Consider the following 15720-nt stretch of genomic DNA (forward strand, 5'->3'; position numbering starts at 1 on the left):
CAATTGATAATAGATGATATAAATAATGATCAGAAGGATGAAATAATAATCATACTTACAAAATCATATGGATCAGGACTACATCAACAAGAAATTCATATCCTTAACAAAGATAATTTGAGTGATTTTGCAATTGAAGATGCTGAAAAATTTATTAAGAATAATGAAAAATCAGACATTGTTCATGTAGATGGAAAAGTTAAAGTAGCACTAAGCATTGGTAAGGAGAGCTTCGAAAAAAGTTATGATGAATCAATTGTGGAACAATGGAATGAAGAAATTGGATTTGGGGCTATAATCGAATACGAGGTAATAAACCAAAAACTTATAGCTATATTGGCAGGGAGTATATCTCCTGTTGAATATGCTCTATCAGTAAAGTTAACATATAATGATGAACTGAAAATACAAGAAGTTAAGATAGAAAGTGAATAAAGGATAAGTGGTTAAAGATGGGAAATCAGCTTCAAGCTCAATTAAAGGTAAGGTTAATAGAACTTTATGTTAATACGTAGTTACGAAGGGTGGGACGAAAACTGAACAAAACTAAAAAAACTATGATTCTGATTCTTTTGGTTATTTTAATAGGACTAATCGTTACTCCTTATATATATATTCAAATAAATAAAAATCTTTATGATAACAGAGTAACGAATTATCTTATTGAAGAAAAAGGTTACAAAGCGGAGGAAATACAGTCTGTTAAGGGAGTATGGGGAATTAAACTACCTGCTTTTTATGCTGTAGTTGTTTTTAATGATGAACCCTTTGTTGAATATATCTATTTTGCACACAATGCTGTACATCAATTTGAATACAGACTTTCAGATGAGGGAAACCAAAAAAGGATTACCGAAGCTGATTTGAAGCATTACGTGCCCAATTAACAAAACTTCTTATATCATAGTTTCAAAGAAAGATTAAAGACTTACCTCTACTTATTTCCCTGAAGATTGATTCAACTAACGGGACACGGCAATGCAGGCGTTTATATGAAACAGCTCTTGAAGCAACGGGAAGATTAACGCAACTTTATATAAGCAAAGACGTCTTGTTATGAAAGGGGTTGAAACGGAGATGACTATGAGAAAGAAACTTAATACCTATTCCATTTTTTTCTCAATATTATGTTGGGTAAGTTTCTATCTATCGGGATTCACTTCTGGCTTTCCTATTAACGGCCATATAATAACACTTTGGATGTCTATATTTTCCTTATTTATAAGTGTCTACGGACTTGGTGGTATTAGTAATTGGAAATCAGCATCAAGCTCGCTTATCTCTATTCTTTTAAGTGGATTATTGGTAGTTTTAGAATTACTTCTGTGGGTATTTTCAAAGTTTGTATCATTAAGCTAAGTGTAGGATAGTTTAATGACATCATCGAATACCTAATGTCACGGCAATATGACTGGGGGATATAATTTCAATGGACAACTTTATAATATATTGGAGAATGTTCAGCAAGTACCTTCCTTTTGTTTTGATTACATTGATCACTATTTCTATTGTGTTTGCTTTTATTTATTACAGAAGAAAAAAGAGTGGAGATCAAATAAATGCTATTAGAACGACAATGAGTGAATTGGCTATTTCATTCGTTATGATAGGCATACTGTTTGTATCACTCCTACCATCGAACAGCTATCTAACTTTTCAATACAGCATTAAAGTACACTTAATTCCTCTACTAACAGGGGATCTGGAGTATCTAATCAATGTAGGCATGTATCTTATTTTTATTTTTTTCGTGACATCACACAGGAAATCCAAAAACTTAAATCCAATTTTATTTGGCATGATATTTTCATTATTTATTGAGATCATACAATTTTTATTGCCAATGGGTAGAATTGCAAGTGTTACAGACGTTATATTGAATTCAATGGGATCAATAATAGGATTCTGCATCGCAAAAACAATAATGTATGGAATCAAGATAGAGTCAAATCTACGTCCGATAAATGAGTGAAATTACGGGAGTAACTAAAAGAGGTAGCTTAGTTAGCAATGTGTTACGCTAACTGGCAGTTTAGAGCAATAAAAATAAAAAAATTTAGTTTATTTTGTATATACATTTATGATAATGTATAAATACACAAAATTTAGAGGGGGGAATTGTATGTACATACCAAAATCATTTGAAGTGAATGAAAAGGAAAAACTATACGAATTAATTGAGAATAACAGCTTTGCAATTTTATTCTCTAAAAAAGGGGATAAACCATCTGCAACTCATCTCCCATTGCTATTGGATAGAAATGAGGGCTACTTATATGGTCATATGGCAAAAGCGAATTCTCATTGGGAGAACATTGAGAGTGAAGTTTTAGTTGTTTTTTCTGGTGTACATTCATACATTTCTCCTTCATGGTATGAAACGCCTCAATCTGTACCAACTTGGAATTATGTTGCTGTCCACGTCTATGGGAATCTTGAGCTAATTGAAGACGACAAAAGATTAATAAAAATATTAGATGATTCGGTAAGTTATTATGAATCAGGAAAGCCTAATCCTTGGGATATGAGCAAGGCAGACTCTAATTTCATTGATAGCCTATCAAAAAGTATTGTTGGATTTAAAATTCAAATAACAAATATAGAAGGTAAATGGAAGTTGAGTCAGAATCATTCCGAGGAACGACAAGAACGTGTGATAAATGCATTAGAATTGCAGGAAGATTACAATTCAATGCAGATTGCAAAGTTAATGAGGGAGAATTTAATGAAACATTCTCAATAGATATTTTCTAATTTATTCATTTAATATACGAAATTAAATTGTTATTAGATAACATTATTTATTACACTAACGGAGTACGATAGTTCAAAAGGTACGTAGATTAAAACCTCTACTTAGAAGCAAACTAGATTAATAGTTTCTAAAGGGAGGTTTTGTTATGAACTTGAGTGAGTTGTGGCGGTTGTACGAGGCTGATAAACGTATTCAAGAATTTAGTCCGAAAACATTAAAAGCTTATGTCCTCCAGCACAAAATGCTGATGTTGGAACTTGGCGATATCGAAATATCAGAGATCACGTTAACAATGCTGAAGGAGTACTTGGCCAAACAAGCAGATCGATTAAAGCCTAGTAGCCTAGGGCATCGAATTCGGTTTGTTCGTTCCCTTTTTCGCTACGCTTATGAGGAGACGTACCTGACTTCGAATCCCTCTCTAAAATTAAGAGAACCAAAACTGGATAAACGTATTCCTAAATTTTTGATCGAGGAAGAAGTTATTCACTTAAAGATCTCTTGTCAGTCACTTAGGGAACGAGCTCTTCTTGAGTTTCTTTACTGTTCCGGCTGCCGAGTTGGTGAAGTGGAGAAGATAAACATCGAGGATCTCAACTGGGAAAACTGCTCTGTAATAGTTAATGGCAAAGGGTCAAAGCAGAGAGAAGTTTACTTTACGACAGAGTGCAAAGTATGGTTAAAGAAGTATCTTGCTAGCCGTACTGACACCTGTAAAGCCTTATTCGTAACCGATACACATCCGACTAAAAGAATGGCTATTCCTACGATCAGGTGGGCTTTGAAACGGCTGGCAGATCGGGGAGAAATCAAAGCAAATGTTATATCCCCATCGATTTAGACATACTTATGCGTGCCAACTACTTGATAACGGTGCACCATTGGATTTCATCCAAGGTATGCTGGGGCATGAAAAAGCATCAACCACGCAAATCTATGCTCAGCTCCGTGGTGAGCGCCGGAGAGAACTTTATCGGCGATTTTTTTAGCATGAATTAGCGGTGGACTCGCCTTTAGTGATCCGTCGCTATTCAACGAAAGGGCAGGATACTTGAAAATTTCAATGATAAATGTGGTAATATATGTATGATAAGGAGGTAATATTTTGCTTGGTATCATGATTATTTCACTCACTGTTATATTTTTAGCTTTGTTAATATTTGGACTTATACTATGTAGAAAACATTCCTTTACGACAGGCTTTTATTTCTTTCTCATCTTAATTGTCCATCAGATTTTATCTTATATTTATCCCCCTTTCATTAGTAAATTAATTGATTCATTGGTTGTAGGTAATACTCCCCCGCCAATGAGTATGACTATTGGCGAATTTTTAGCTTGGTTATCTCTACTTCCTAAAATTATAGAAGTTATTGCTTTTTGCTTTTTAGTTGTTGGACTATATCGAATGTGGAAATCTAAGACCATCAAGTCATGATCATCGCAGTTTATTCCGCTAACGTGGAACGATAGTTCAATGCTATCAAGACAGTCTTTTCTTAACTAACTGGCAGGTTTTGTAATTACACATGTGTATATATTTAGTTTATATTGGTAATATAAAAAAACATATTTTGTTGTTGGGGACAAGAAAAGGAGAAATTCAATGGTTCAATCACTCATCTTTGATATGGATGGAACACTTTTTGAAACAGATAAGATTTTAGAAATATCACTTGAAGATGCTTTTAATCATTTGAGGTTACTAAATGAATGGGATAAAGAAACTCCTATTGATAAATACCGTGAAATAATGGGTGTACCTTTGCCGAAAGTATGGGAAGCTTTGTTACCCAATCATTCCATTGAAGTAAGAGAGCGAACTGATGCTTATTTTCTGGAAAGATTAATTGAAAATATAAGAAGTGGGAAAGGTGCTTTATATCCTAACGTAAAGGAAGTTTTCAGTTATTTAACTGAGAATAATTGTTCAATTTACATAGCAAGTAATGGCTTAACAGAATATTTAAAAGCGATTGTTAATCACTATAATTTGGATAATTGGATTACTGAAACATTTAGTATCCAGCAGATTGAATCGTTGAATAAATCAGATTTAGTAAAGACTATAGTAGAAAAGTATGGTATTACCAATGGAGTAGTGGTAGGAGATCGCCTTTCAGATATAAATGCGGCTAAAGATAATGGTTTAGTTGCAATAGGATGTAATTTTGATTTTGCACAAGAAGATGAACTTTCTCAGGCTGATATAGTTATAGATGACTTAATTGAACTAAAAACAATAGTATCAAAGTTAAAGGATTAAGCTAACGGAGAACGATAGTTAAATTATATTAAGGCAACCGTACGGTAGTATTTTCTCGATTAACGGTCAGGTTAATTCGAACTTACAATATAATCAAACTATAGGTAGTATATATGAGAAAAAGAATAAGAGGTGATTGTCATGAAGTTTGAATATACTGTCCTGGGAAAGCGGGATGATATATACGGTGTTAGATACATTTTGGATGAAAAAGAGCATCTTCCAAAATACAATGATATCTCCCTCATAAGAGTTTTAAATATTCTTGGAGATCAAGGATGGGAACTGGTAGTCAAAGAAAGCCGAAGTACGTATATTCTAAAGCGTCAGCTGAAATAGAAAATCCTTGAATTTTCAGTTTTTACATATCCATTTGTTATTAAACGGGCATCGCTTGTTTACTTGAACGGACGCTATTTGAAGGCAAGTAAACGATCGTAGAGGTTGATTGTGAGGAATACCTTTATGAAATCGGGGACGTATTATGAGTGAAATAGAAGAAGTGCTACCAGGTGGGAATGTGAACAAGGTTGTTCGAGTAGGCGATACGATACGCCGTAGTGCTAACAACAATCCGTATGTAAATGATCTTTTGCTTTATTTGGAAAAAAGCAGATTCTACAATGCCCCACGTTTTCTCGGCATGGATGAACAGGGGCGCGAAATGTTTACTTTTATCCCAGGTGAGGTTCCTGGAAATGACTATCCGGATATAGCACCTTACATGTGGTCGGATGCTTCGCTTATAGAAATAGCGAAATTACAGAGACATTTTCACGATGCAACACGAGGGTTTGCTTCCAAAGCAATACCAAAAAACGCTTATCCAGATCCATCAATAAATGAAGTCGTTTGTCATAACGACGCGGCGCCGTATAATATCGTCTTTAGAGACCAGAACCCAATTGCGCTCATCGATTTTGACATGGCAAGTCCGGGCCCTCGTATTTGGGATATCGCGTATACACTGTACACAACCGTTCCGCTTGCCAGTTTCGAGCCGGCTGCACCCGATGCGGCAACGATGCCCTATAGTCCCGATCTACATGTTGGAAATCGGCGTCGTCGGATTGCTCTGTTTTTCGAAAATTATGGTATGGAAGCCCCGGATAACCTAAAGCAGTGGGTTATTGAGCGCCTTCAAGCTATGTGTACAACCCTTTCGCAAGGCGCAGCTAATGGGGAGGAAGCTTTTGTGAAAATGATTGAAGAGGGTCATTTATCGCATTATGAGCAGGAAATTAAGTTTTTGACTTTGCATTTCGACGATTGGACTATATATCCAGGTTAATATATAGTGAGCAATCATTGAACTAACTAAGAACGATAGCTTAATAACTATAAGAAGGCAGCCGGATAGTGCAGACGGCTGCCTTTGTTCAACTAACGAGCAGCTTTGTTCGAATAGGGGTCGCCTCACGAAACGGTAAAAATCGTACGTTAATTGAATATGGACACAAAAATAGCCATCATAAGGATCTTGCTGTCAAAAAAATTACTGAACCTTTTTCCTCGTGAGAGCGAATTAAGGGTTGTAACACGTCAGGGAGGGGCCCCCATGAATGATAAAGAGTTACTTCCGTGGCTTGAAAAAGCAACATTGGGCGATGAGTCGGCCTTTCAGCTTGTCTATCAGGCGACTCACCAAGACGTCTATCGGACGGTTGCTTTTCTTGTCTACAACAAACAGGATATTGACGATATCGTGAATGAAATTTACATGCGCATATGGCGGTCGTTTCACACGTACGACCCGAACCGGCCGTTCCGGTATTGGTTGCACGGGATCACTGTACGCCAAGTCCAGGATTGGAAAAGAAAGACCTGGCGGCGAATTCGCCTCTTTGAACGAAACCGCCAGATGACTTGCGAACAGTTTGAGTGGACGGAAAAAACTGTCCTGCAGTCCGAAATGCAGCATGAACTGTTCAGCCTTGTCCGCCAGTTGTCGTACAAACTACGTGTGGTCGTCATCCTGCGCTATTTTCACGACTATGCTCTGGTAGAAATCGCAGATATGCTGCAGATCCCCGTAGGCACAGTGAAATCCAGGCATCATTTGGCACTGAAAGAACTCCGAAAACGTTGCGAAATGACGGGAGGAGACGTGTATGTCTTTTGACGAGGAATTACGTGAAGAACTACGCCAGGCGGCAGATTCGATGCACTGCCCACCCGATTTGTATGGACGTGTCCGACAGTCCTATCAACACTATGTAAACGAAAAGAGAGGTAGATCTCCTATGAAAAAACGCATGCTAGCAGGCATTATCGCACTAGCAATCCTGATTCCGACTGCCGTATTTGCTGCTTCTTATCTGGCCGATGATATTTTCGGATCTTCTGCGACCATTGAACAGCACGGTGGTACACAGGAAGGTTATCAAGAGATTGAAGGAATGCTTAAGGAAGTAAAAGGCAAGCTCACGGAAGACGAATTCAAGGAGTACATGGAGTTAACCAAGCAGTTAATGCAATTAAAGCTGAAGATCACCGATGAAAATGGAGTCAAACATGAGGAGAAGTTGACCAAAGAAGAGCAGCAGCAGTTTGAACAGCTCGCATCCAGACTAGCCCCTTACTTAGAGAAGATAAACGGAACTGCCAAACCGTAATAAAATGAAGCAGGGACCCATCCGATCTGGATTGGGTCCCTTTTTCTTTTGTTGAAATAAATGGAAGTTTAGTGTAACTATACTTCAAGTTAATCCCTTATTTAGTTAGAACGGGTTTCAAAAGATAGTACCGATATTCCTATTTCAATCTGGTAAGGAAACATATTACAAATTTTTACGTCTATAGTAAGGAAGGTCAGAAATTAAAAGCTCTTCGGGAGGGACATGAAAATGCTGAATAAGTTATTAATACCTTTACTTGTATGCATCACATTAATACTTGCTGCTTGCAGCAATAAACCTTATGGACATTACGAAGATAATAAAATGATTGGGAATATTAAACTGGTGGAACCAGAAAATAACTTGGTTGAAGTGGATATTTCTGAATGGGATAAAAGAGATGTTAGAGGTAACGTCAACGATTACGGCGTGTCTATTAGGGTTAAAGTAACGGATGATTTGATTATTAAGAAAGAAGATGGGTCCATATCCAATATTAATTCATTAAAAATCGGACAAAAAGTACTTCTCAACCCACCAAAAGGGAGTGATGAAGGCGTCACATATGAAGCAAAGGAAATTATTTTGATGGAAATGTCATACAAGGAGAAGTATAAACGATTATTGTCCAACCAAGAAGGGAGGTATCTGACAACCGTATTTGTTAAAGAAGGAGACTCATTGCCATCAACAACGGAAGATACACTGATGGGTCTTCTATCCCAAAGTCCAATAAACTTCGGAGTTTATCAAGAGGACTATGTTGTTGATTATAAGCAGGAATTGAATATTGAAAACTTCCCTGTCATGCTTGTCTTTGACGTAAATGGATTAGTCTATAAAACGTATGATGTGGATGAATTGGTAGCTTTTTTTAATGATCAAAAACATTAAAGTAACGGAGAATTATAATGGAGGGGCTTGGAACATGAAAGTTGTTTTCATTAAACGCTTTTTAATAGTAGTAGCAATTTTTTTCGGTTGGTTTGTTATTCACACTACTTTCGTCATAATAGATGGGTTAAATGATGAATTGAAATCTGTTGATGTAGCTGTAGTATTAGGCAATAAAGTAGAAACTAATGGACAGCCATCTGAGCGGTTAAAAGCAAGATTAGATAAGTCCGTAGAACTTTATGATGAAGGATATTATACTTTTATCGTTGTAAGTGGTGGTATTGGTAAGGAAGGCTTCGATGAGGCAAAGGTTATGAAATCTTACTTAATAGATAAAGGGATAGCGGAAGATAAAATTATAGAGGATAATAATGGGTACAATTCCTATATGACCGCCCAAAATACCGGTAAAATTATGGATGAATTAGAATTAGACTCCGTTATGGTTATTACCCAATATTTTCATGTATCTAGGACAAAATTAGCGTTTAGCAAAATGGATATTAAAGAAGTGTATTCAGCTCATGCTAAAATTTTTGAGCTTAGAGATATTTACTCAATAATACGAGAATTCCCAGCGTATTATAAATATCTCTTTGAATAAAGTTACAAAATTTTCGCAGTAGTATCCTCTAGGTATAGCGACTCCTATTTTTCTAACTGATTAGAAAAATAGGGGGTTTGCAACGATAAAATCTATTTAATTTTTGAACCACTTCTATTAATGGTTGTAGAGTCAATTAATAAAAAGATAATGGCTACAATTACGTAAACATAACTATATCTACTTAGTATGGTTTCTAGCATCGCACATAAAACTCCAAGTGCTAGAAAAACAATAGACCGTAACCAAAAATTGATTTTGAAATTTTCCATAACTAAGGAAGGTATTGCAAAAAAAACAACTAGAATAGGATATAGCATAAATAGCGACCCAAAAACAAAAACAATAATTGAATCTTCGGAAGATAGAGATAATACTGAGTATATATCCTCATCATTGTCTAAAAAGAATACGAACGCCATTGAAAAGAAAGAAAGGAACAATAAACTTAAAAACGGATGAAGTATAAAATATAGGATTTTTTTAGCTTTCATTATCGACCTCTTTGACAAAAATATTACTTGGAAATTAACTAATACATAATATTGTAGACGTAAATTCGAGATAATTTGTTTCACTAAAGATCACTCTCTTAATGCTCATTAATCGTTTCTTTCAATGTAGCGATAAACGCTTGAGCTGCCTTCGATAAATATCTTCCTTTACGACTTGCGATTACGAGAGTTCGTGTTGGATGTGACTTTAGCTTAAGGTATATTGGCGTGTAATCAGAAAGTGAATTACGAGTTAACATATTCGGAACAAAAGCGATGCCCATCTCACCGGCAACAAGCGATTGTACTGTATCGATATTTGTGCTTTCAAATACAATTCGCGGGGTGAATCCAACCGCTTCACACAGTTCTAATGTGATTTGACGGAAGCCTTGACCACGCTTCAATGCAATAAATGGTTCATCTTTTAATTCAATAATATCTATAGGGTCTGTGCAACCTGCTAATCGATGGTTCTTCGGTACTGCGACGCAGATTTCTTCTTCCATATAAGGCTCGCACGAAAGGGTTACGTCAATTAGCGGTAAGCTTAGTAGGCTTAGATCTGTCCCACCACTAGCTGTTAATTGCTCGAGCTTTGCCGTAGTTTCCTCTACAAGTACAACTTCGATTTGCGGATATTGTGCTCCAAATCTAGGAAGTACAAGCGGCAGGATATGTGCTCCTGTAATTGGTAAAGTACCAACGACGAGTTTACCTTTACGCATTTGAGCCATATCATCCATTTCTTGACGGAGCTGCTCGACCGCATCGAGAATATGCTGTGCTTTTTCGACGAACACTTGCCCAGCCTCCGTCGGTTCTACAGAATTAGTCGTTCTGCGAAATAACATCACATTCAATTCCTGCTCCAACTTTGATAATTGCTGACTTAGTGAAGGTTGAGCTATATGAAGTTTCTCCGCTGCCCGTGAGAAGTTTTTATCCTTGGCTATTTGTATAACATAGCTTAATTGTCTTAATTCCATAATTCTACCTACCTTCTATATAATAATGACTTATTATCACTACTCATAGCTACGATGCAAAATAGTAGCTTACCCCAACATAGACCGTAAAAATACTGTCTATGTAGCAAAAATCCGCCTAAAACCCCTAATAGACCGTAAAAATACTGTCTATGTAGCAAAAATCCGCCTAAAACCCCTAATAGACCGTAAAAATACTGTCTATGGAGCACAAAGTCGCCAGAAACACCTCATAGACCGTAAAAATACTGTCTATGTAGCACAAAGCCGCCAGAAACACCTCATAGACCGTAAAAATACTGTCTATGTAGCACAAAGTCGCCAGAAACACCTCATAGACCGTAAAAATACTGTCTATGGAGCACAAAGTCGCCAGAAACACCTCATAGACCGTAAAAATACTGTCTATGGAGCACAAAGTCGCCAGAAACACCTCATAGACCGCAAAAATACTGTCTATGGAGCACAAAACACACTGAAACCCCTCATAGACTGCAAAAATACTGTCTATGGAGCACAAAGTCGCCAGAAACACCTCATAGACTGCAAAAATACTGTCTATGAAGCACAAAGTCGCCAGAAACACCTCATAGACCGTAAAAATACTGTCTATGGAGCACAAAGTCGCCAAAAACACCTCATAGACCGTAAAAATACTGTCTATGGAGCATAAAGCCGTCAGAAAACCCCTAATAGACCGTAAAAATACTGTCTATGGAGCACAAAGTCGCCAGAAACACCTCATAGACCGTAAAAATACTGTCTATGGAGCACAAAGTCGCCAGAAACACCTCATAGACCGTAAAAATACTGTCTATGGAGCACAAAGCCGTCAGAAAACCCCTAATAGACCGTAAAAATACTGTCTATGGAGCATAAAGTCGCCAGAAACACCTCATAGACTGCAAAAATACTGTCTATGAAGCACAAAGTCGCCAGAAATCTCTCATAGACCGCAAAAATACTGTTTATGAAGGGAATGAACCGGTACTCTGAGTGAATTAAGCGAAAAAGTAACATTGCTATGTATCTTTTCTACTACGCTATAGCGATTAGTTCACGGAGTAGTCCGCGATCGCGCCATAGCGATCAGATCTCTGAGCGGTCTCCGATCGTCATAGCGATTTGTTCACGCAGTGATCGCCGATCGCCACAACAATCAGCTCTCTGAGCGATCTCCAACTGAGAAGGATTATCAAAATCAATAAAAGATACTACTTCTATAGGTTAATCCTATAAAGGTTATAGATATTATATCTTAGAATAATGAAAAAAGACATGATATGATTATATTAATAAAAAAATGCGTTGCACGGCAATGCTATACAATCGATAGAGGTGATTATAATGGCGAAAAAAACAATGTTCGAGAAAATTTGGGAAAATCACGTCATTCATCAAGAAGAGGGCAAACCAAGTGTAATTTATATCGACCTACATCTTGTTCATGAAGTAACTTCTCCACAAGCATTTGAAGGTCTTCGTTTGTCTGGACGTCAAGTTCGTCGTCCTGAACGTACGTTTGCAACAATGGATCATAACGTTCCGACACAAGATCGTTTTAACATTAAAGATCCAATTTCTAAGCAACAAATCGATACACTTACTCAAAACTGTAAAGATTTCGGCGTTAAGTTGTATGATCTTGATAGTCTTGACCAAGGTGTTGTTCACGTAATGGGACCTGAGTTAGGATTAACTGCTCCAGGTAAAACAATTGTTTGTGGTGACTCTCATACTTCTACTCATGGTGCTTTCGGTGCGCTTGCATTCGGTATCGGTACTTCAGAAGTTGAACATGTTATGGCAACTCAATGTTTACAACAATCTAAAGCAAAAACAATGGAAATTCGTTTCAATGGTAAACGTAAACCAGGCGTAACAGCAAAAGATTTAATTCTTGGCGTTATCGCTCAATATGGTACTGACTTTGCAACTGGTTATGTTGTTGAATATACTGGTGAAGCAATCCGTAGCTTATCTATGGAAGAGCGTATGACTGTTTGTAATATGTCAATCGAAGCTGGTGCTCGTGCAGGCATGATCGCACCTGATGAAACGACTTTCAACTATCTACGTGGTCGTCAGCATGTTCCTACTGAATATGATGCAGCGGTAGAAATTTGGAAAGAACTTGTAACTGATGAAGGCGCTGAGTTTGATACAACGGTTGATTTCGATGTAGATTCTCTAATCCCGCAAGTAACTTGGGGAACTAGCCCAGGTATGGGTACAAACATTGAAGCATCGGTACCTAACCCTGCTGACATGGCAACAGAAAATGAACGTAAAGCCGCTGAAGCAGCTCTAGAATATATGGATTTGAAACCAGGTACGCCAATGACTGAAATTGAAATCGATTATGTATTTATCGGTTCTTGTACAAATGGTCGTATCGAAGATTTACGTGCTGCTGCTGAAATCGCTCGCGGATACAAAGTGTCTGAAAAAGTTACAGCTATCGTTGTTCCAGGTTCAGGTCGCGTTAAGATTCAAGCAGAAGAAGAAGGTCTTGATATAATCTTTACAGAAGCTGGATTTGAATGGCGTGAAGCTGGTTGCTCTATGTGTCTTGCAATGAACCCAGACGTATTACAACCAGGTCAACGTTGTGCTTCAACTTCTAACCGTAACTTCGAAGGTCGTCAAGGTCGTGGTGGTAGAACGCATCTAGTGTCTCCAGCAATGGCAGCTGCGGCAGCAATCGAAGGTCGTTTCACAGATGTTCGTAACTGGGAAGTTAAACAACCAGTAGCTAACTAATTGGAGATAAGAAAGGGGTAACCATCATGGAAAAATTTATTCAACATACAGGAATTGTAGCTCCAGTTGACCGCGTTAACGTCGATACGGATGCAATCATTCCAAAACAGTTTTTGAAACGTATTGAGCGTAGTGGTTTTGGTCAATTTCTATTCTACGAATGGCGTTTTGACGAAGAAGGTAATGTAAATCCTGAATTCGAGCCGAACAAACCACGTTATGAAGGTGCATCTGTACTTATTTCTCGTGCTAACTTCGGTTGTGGATCTTCTCGTGAGCATGCTCCATGGGCAATTCTTGACTATGGTTATAAAGTAGTTATCGCACCATCTTATGCCGATATCTTCTTTAATAACTGTTTCAAAAATGGGATTCTACCTATTAAACTTAGCGAAGAGCAAGTGGAAGATTTATTCCAGCGTACTGCTAAGTATGATGGCTACCAATTAAGTGTTGATCTTGAGAGCAAGAAGTTGACTGATAACTATGGTCTTGATATTACTATTGATATCGATGAGCACCGTCGTCAATTTTTACTGCAAGGTCTTGATGATATCGGTCTTACGCTTCAACATGTTGATGCAATTACAGCATACGAAGAAAAACGCGCTCAAGGCATCGTATAATATACGATTTGCAGACACCGATTGGCAACTTATTGCTAATCGGTGTCTTTTTTTATTTTAGTAGATACATATGGAAAAAATAGAGATATAATGGTAGATAAGAGAGTTGATCGTTTAATATTGTTGCCATGCGCAACTTTTTCGGACAAGTTACGTCTAAATTGGTGATGGGTTGACAGCATATGAGATTGAAGAAATGATCATCGAGGTGGGAAATGAAAAAAGTTGTTAGTAGTTTTATCGTTGTATTGAGTTGCTTCTTACTGTTTGGAATTGTAGGTAATGTATCTGCAGCAATCGTTCCGAAAATATTTGTTGACGGGAATCAATTGCATAGTGACGTTGATCCGTTTATTACAAAAGGTACAACACTTGTCCCGCTAGCTGTATTATCAACTGGACTCGGATATACAGTGAAATGGGACCAGGCATTAAAACAAGCTACTGTGCAAGATGATGACATTAATATCGTGTTAACGATTGGTCAGAAAATCGGCATGGTTAACAATGAAAGCTATGAATTAGCTTTGGCGCCTATTGTGGTTAAGGGACGCACGATGGTACCTTTACGGTTTGTAACGGAAATTTTAGGGTTTAAGCTAGAGTGGAAACAAGTTGAGCAAGAAATTTATTTGACTAGTCCAGTGAAAGTACCCGAAATCATCGAACCGACGACACCTGCAGTACAAACAGGGACGGTAACTGGAATAACGGTGGATGCAGATTCTACTATTCACATTAATTATTCAGGTTCAATGAATGAGCCTACTACAATGCTATTGAGCTCTCCTGATCGGCTTGTTGTTGATTTATCAGATACAGGCTATACATACGACTTATCTAATAGTTTCATTAAAGGTCAGGCTGAGGTTACTTTAGATGGATTTGAGAATATTACAGGGTATCGATATTCAATATTTAGTAATAATCCTCTAACTGCAAGATTTGTTATTCTATTAAATGAGACTCCAAATTACGAAATTGTGAAGACTGATACGGAAGTGAAGATTTTGTTTGGTGAAATGGTCGAAACGGAGCCGCCGTTAACGACACCACCAGTAACGGAAAATGGGGATAATCAAGGTAAAGATGTTTATCATGTCGTGCTTGATGCTGGTCACGGCAATGGCGATCCAGGATCAGTAAATAGCAAATTAGGACTGTTTGAGAAAACCTTTAATCTGAGTTCCGTGTTGAAAATTAAAGATGAGCTTGAAAAAAATCCGAAAATAGTTGTTCATCTAACAAGATCAGATGATACATACTTAGAATTAACGGAACGTGTTGCATTTGCTGAAAATATACCAGGATTAGGTGGAAAAGCAGATATATTCATTTCTGTTCATGCGAATAGCTTTACGAAAAGTGATGCCAATGGTACGGAAACATATTATAGTAACGCTAATAGTAAGACACTTGCAGAAACGATACATCCGCATGTTGTCGCAGCAGTTGGCTTGAAGGATCGTGGTGTGAAGACCGCTGGCTTCAAAGTTATAAAAGCTACAACAATGCCGGCGATACTATTAGAAGTAGGCTATATGAGTAATGCTGGTGATATTAAAGTACTATTTAATGAAGCGACCCAAAATAAGTTGGCTGTAGAAATAGCAGCTGGCGTGAACAAATATTTGAATCTGCAATAGAATATTTGCTGAACCGATATCATTCACTCTATAAATCTATCATTCAATAATGGTATGATAGA

The 15720-nt window shown here is 37.4% G+C and carries 18 protein-coding genes and 1 pseudogene; 17 read left to right on the plus strand and 2 right to left on the minus strand.

Annotation, left to right across the window (positions count from 1 at the left end; translation table 11 throughout):
• The 14 genes and pseudogenes from AC1TPB_RS19025 to AC1TPB_RS19090 form a co-directional block, all read left to right on the plus strand.
• A pseudogene (locus tag AC1TPB_RS19025) lies at positions 1–435 on the plus strand (hypothetical protein); the annotation flags it as partial.
• Between the two features lie 89 nt (positions 436–524).
• Entirely contained in the window at positions 525–887 is a 363-nt protein-coding gene (locus AC1TPB_RS19030; RefSeq protein ID WP_482077975.1) for a DUF3139 domain-containing protein, read from the plus strand.
• A gap of 569 nt (positions 888–1456) precedes the next feature.
• Positions 1457–1972 (plus strand): VanZ family protein, encoded by a 516-nt coding sequence (locus AC1TPB_RS19035; RefSeq protein WP_482078066.1) that lies wholly within the window; start codon positions 1457–1459, stop codon positions 1970–1972.
• Positions 1973–2122: 150 nt separating this feature from the next.
• Positions 2123–2743, plus strand: coding sequence for an FMN-binding negative transcriptional regulator (locus AC1TPB_RS19040; RefSeq protein WP_482077976.1), 621 nt, complete (start codon positions 2123–2125; stop codon positions 2741–2743).
• A gap of 157 nt (positions 2744–2900) precedes the next feature.
• The gene (locus AC1TPB_RS19045) at positions 2901–3596 is read left to right on the plus strand and encodes a tyrosine-type recombinase/integrase (RefSeq protein ID WP_482077977.1); all 696 of its coding nucleotides are present in this window, start codon (positions 2901–2903) and stop codon (positions 3594–3596) included.
• The gene (locus AC1TPB_RS19050) at positions 3574–3744 is read left to right on the plus strand and encodes a tyrosine-type recombinase/integrase (RefSeq protein WP_482077978.1); all 171 of its coding nucleotides are present in this window, start codon (positions 3574–3576) and stop codon (positions 3742–3744) included. Before AC1TPB_RS19045 ends, AC1TPB_RS19050 begins: the two co-directional genes overlap by 23 nt.
• Before the next feature lie 116 nt (positions 3745–3860).
• Positions 3861–4193 carry a hypothetical protein gene (locus AC1TPB_RS19055; RefSeq protein ID WP_482077979.1) on the plus strand — a complete coding sequence of 111 codons (333 nt, stop codon included), beginning with the start codon at positions 3861–3863 and terminating at the stop codon, positions 4191–4193.
• A 168-nt stretch (positions 4194–4361) separates the two neighbouring features.
• Complete coding sequence (locus AC1TPB_RS19060) at positions 4362–5021, plus strand: HAD hydrolase-like protein (protein WP_482077980.1); 660 nt, start codon at positions 4362–4364, stop codon at positions 5019–5021.
• Positions 5022–5162: 141 nt separating this feature from the next.
• Positions 5163–5360 (plus strand): hypothetical protein, encoded by a 198-nt coding sequence (locus AC1TPB_RS19065; RefSeq protein ID WP_482077981.1) that lies wholly within the window; start codon positions 5163–5165, stop codon positions 5358–5360.
• 145 nt (positions 5361–5505) lie between these two features.
• On the plus strand, positions 5506–6312 hold the full coding sequence (locus tag AC1TPB_RS19070; RefSeq protein ID WP_482077982.1) for a phosphotransferase: 807 nt from the start codon (positions 5506–5508) through the stop codon (positions 6310–6312).
• Between the two features lie 267 nt (positions 6313–6579).
• Entirely contained in the window at positions 6580–7143 is a 564-nt protein-coding gene (locus tag AC1TPB_RS19075) for a sigma-70 family RNA polymerase sigma factor (protein WP_482077983.1), read from the plus strand.
• On the plus strand, positions 7133–7636 hold the full coding sequence (locus AC1TPB_RS19080) for a DUF3600 domain-containing protein (protein WP_482077984.1): 504 nt from the start codon (positions 7133–7135) through the stop codon (positions 7634–7636). Before AC1TPB_RS19075 ends, AC1TPB_RS19080 begins: the two co-directional genes overlap by 11 nt.
• Before the next feature lie 231 nt (positions 7637–7867).
• Complete coding sequence (locus tag AC1TPB_RS19085; protein ID WP_482077985.1) at positions 7868–8533, plus strand: hypothetical protein; 666 nt, start codon at positions 7868–7870, stop codon at positions 8531–8533.
• Positions 8534–8567: 34 nt separating this feature from the next.
• Complete coding sequence (locus tag AC1TPB_RS19090; RefSeq protein WP_482077986.1) at positions 8568–9140, plus strand: YdcF family protein; 573 nt, start codon at positions 8568–8570, stop codon at positions 9138–9140.
• A 92-nt stretch (positions 9141–9232) separates the two neighbouring features.
• Here the strand turns inward: AC1TPB_RS19090 and AC1TPB_RS19095 are convergent, their stop codons facing one another.
• Positions 9233–9634 (minus strand): hypothetical protein, encoded by a 402-nt coding sequence (locus tag AC1TPB_RS19095; RefSeq protein ID WP_482077987.1) that lies wholly within the window; start codon positions 9632–9634, stop codon positions 9233–9235.
• A gap of 98 nt (positions 9635–9732) precedes the next feature.
• A complete protein-coding gene (locus tag AC1TPB_RS19100; protein WP_482077988.1) occupies positions 9733–10623 on the minus strand; it encodes a LysR family transcriptional regulator in 891 nt (296 codons plus the stop codon).
• 1347 nt (positions 10624–11970) lie between these two features.
• On the opposite strand from AC1TPB_RS19100, the gene leuC reads away from it, so the two are divergent.
• The 3 genes from leuC (at position 11971) to AC1TPB_RS19115 (ending at position 15658) form a co-directional block, all read left to right on the plus strand.
• Positions 11971–13386: a 3-isopropylmalate dehydratase large subunit gene (leuC, locus tag AC1TPB_RS19105; RefSeq protein ID WP_482077989.1), complete on the plus strand. Its 1416-nt coding sequence runs from the start codon at positions 11971–11973 to the stop codon at positions 13384–13386.
• Positions 13387–13412: 26 nt separating this feature from the next.
• Complete coding sequence (gene leuD, locus AC1TPB_RS19110; RefSeq protein ID WP_482077990.1) at positions 13413–14012, plus strand: 3-isopropylmalate dehydratase small subunit; 600 nt, start codon at positions 13413–13415, stop codon at positions 14010–14012.
• Positions 14013–14227: 215 nt separating this feature from the next.
• Positions 14228–15658 (plus strand): N-acetylmuramoyl-L-alanine amidase, encoded by a 1431-nt coding sequence (locus AC1TPB_RS19115; RefSeq protein WP_482077991.1) that lies wholly within the window; start codon positions 14228–14230, stop codon positions 15656–15658.
• Positions 15659–15720: the final 62 nt, after the last annotated feature.

This window comes from Paenibacillus sp. Y951 (assembly GCF_056786395.1).

What these genes read in the sequence shown, in the direction of transcription:
- AC1TPB_RS19035 (WP_482078066.1), top strand. Translation starts at nt 1,457, where the DNA reads ATGTTCAGCAAGTACCTTCCTTTTGTTTTGATTACATTGATCACTATT.
- AC1TPB_RS19040 (WP_482077976.1), top strand. Translation starts at nt 2,123, where the DNA reads ATGTACATACCAAAATCATTTGAAGTGAATGAAAAGGAAAAACTATAC.
- AC1TPB_RS19045 (WP_482077977.1), top strand. Translation starts at nt 2,901, where the DNA reads ATGAACTTGAGTGAGTTGTGGCGGTTGTACGAGGCTGATAAACGTATT.
- AC1TPB_RS19050 (WP_482077978.1), top strand. Translation starts at nt 3,574, where the DNA reads ATGTTATATCCCCATCGATTTAGACATACTTATGCGTGCCAACTACTT.
- AC1TPB_RS19060 (WP_482077980.1), top strand. Translation starts at nt 4,362, where the DNA reads ATGGTTCAATCACTCATCTTTGATATGGATGGAACACTTTTTGAAACA.
- AC1TPB_RS19065 (WP_482077981.1), top strand. Translation starts at nt 5,163, where the DNA reads ATGAAGTTTGAATATACTGTCCTGGGAAAGCGGGATGATATATACGGT.
- AC1TPB_RS19070 (WP_482077982.1), top strand. Translation starts at nt 5,506, where the DNA reads ATGAGTGAAATAGAAGAAGTGCTACCAGGTGGGAATGTGAACAAGGTT.
- AC1TPB_RS19075 (WP_482077983.1), top strand. Translation starts at nt 6,580, where the DNA reads ATGAATGATAAAGAGTTACTTCCGTGGCTTGAAAAAGCAACATTGGGC.
- AC1TPB_RS19080 (WP_482077984.1), top strand. Translation starts at nt 7,133, where the DNA reads ATGTCTTTTGACGAGGAATTACGTGAAGAACTACGCCAGGCGGCAGAT.
- AC1TPB_RS19085 (WP_482077985.1), top strand. Translation starts at nt 7,868, where the DNA reads ATGCTGAATAAGTTATTAATACCTTTACTTGTATGCATCACATTAATA.
- AC1TPB_RS19090 (WP_482077986.1), top strand. Translation starts at nt 8,568, where the DNA reads ATGAAAGTTGTTTTCATTAAACGCTTTTTAATAGTAGTAGCAATTTTT.
- AC1TPB_RS19095 (WP_482077987.1), bottom strand. Translation starts at nt 9,634, where the DNA reads ATGAAAGCTAAAAAAATCCTATATTTTATACTTCATCCGTTTTTAAGT.
- AC1TPB_RS19100 (WP_482077988.1), bottom strand. Translation starts at nt 10,623, where the DNA reads ATGGAATTAAGACAATTAAGCTATGTTATACAAATAGCCAAGGATAAA.
- leuC (WP_482077989.1), top strand. Translation starts at nt 11,971, where the DNA reads ATGGCGAAAAAAACAATGTTCGAGAAAATTTGGGAAAATCACGTCATT.
- leuD (WP_482077990.1), top strand. Translation starts at nt 13,413, where the DNA reads ATGGAAAAATTTATTCAACATACAGGAATTGTAGCTCCAGTTGACCGC.
- AC1TPB_RS19115 (WP_482077991.1), top strand. Translation starts at nt 14,228, where the DNA reads ATGAAAAAAGTTGTTAGTAGTTTTATCGTTGTATTGAGTTGCTTCTTA.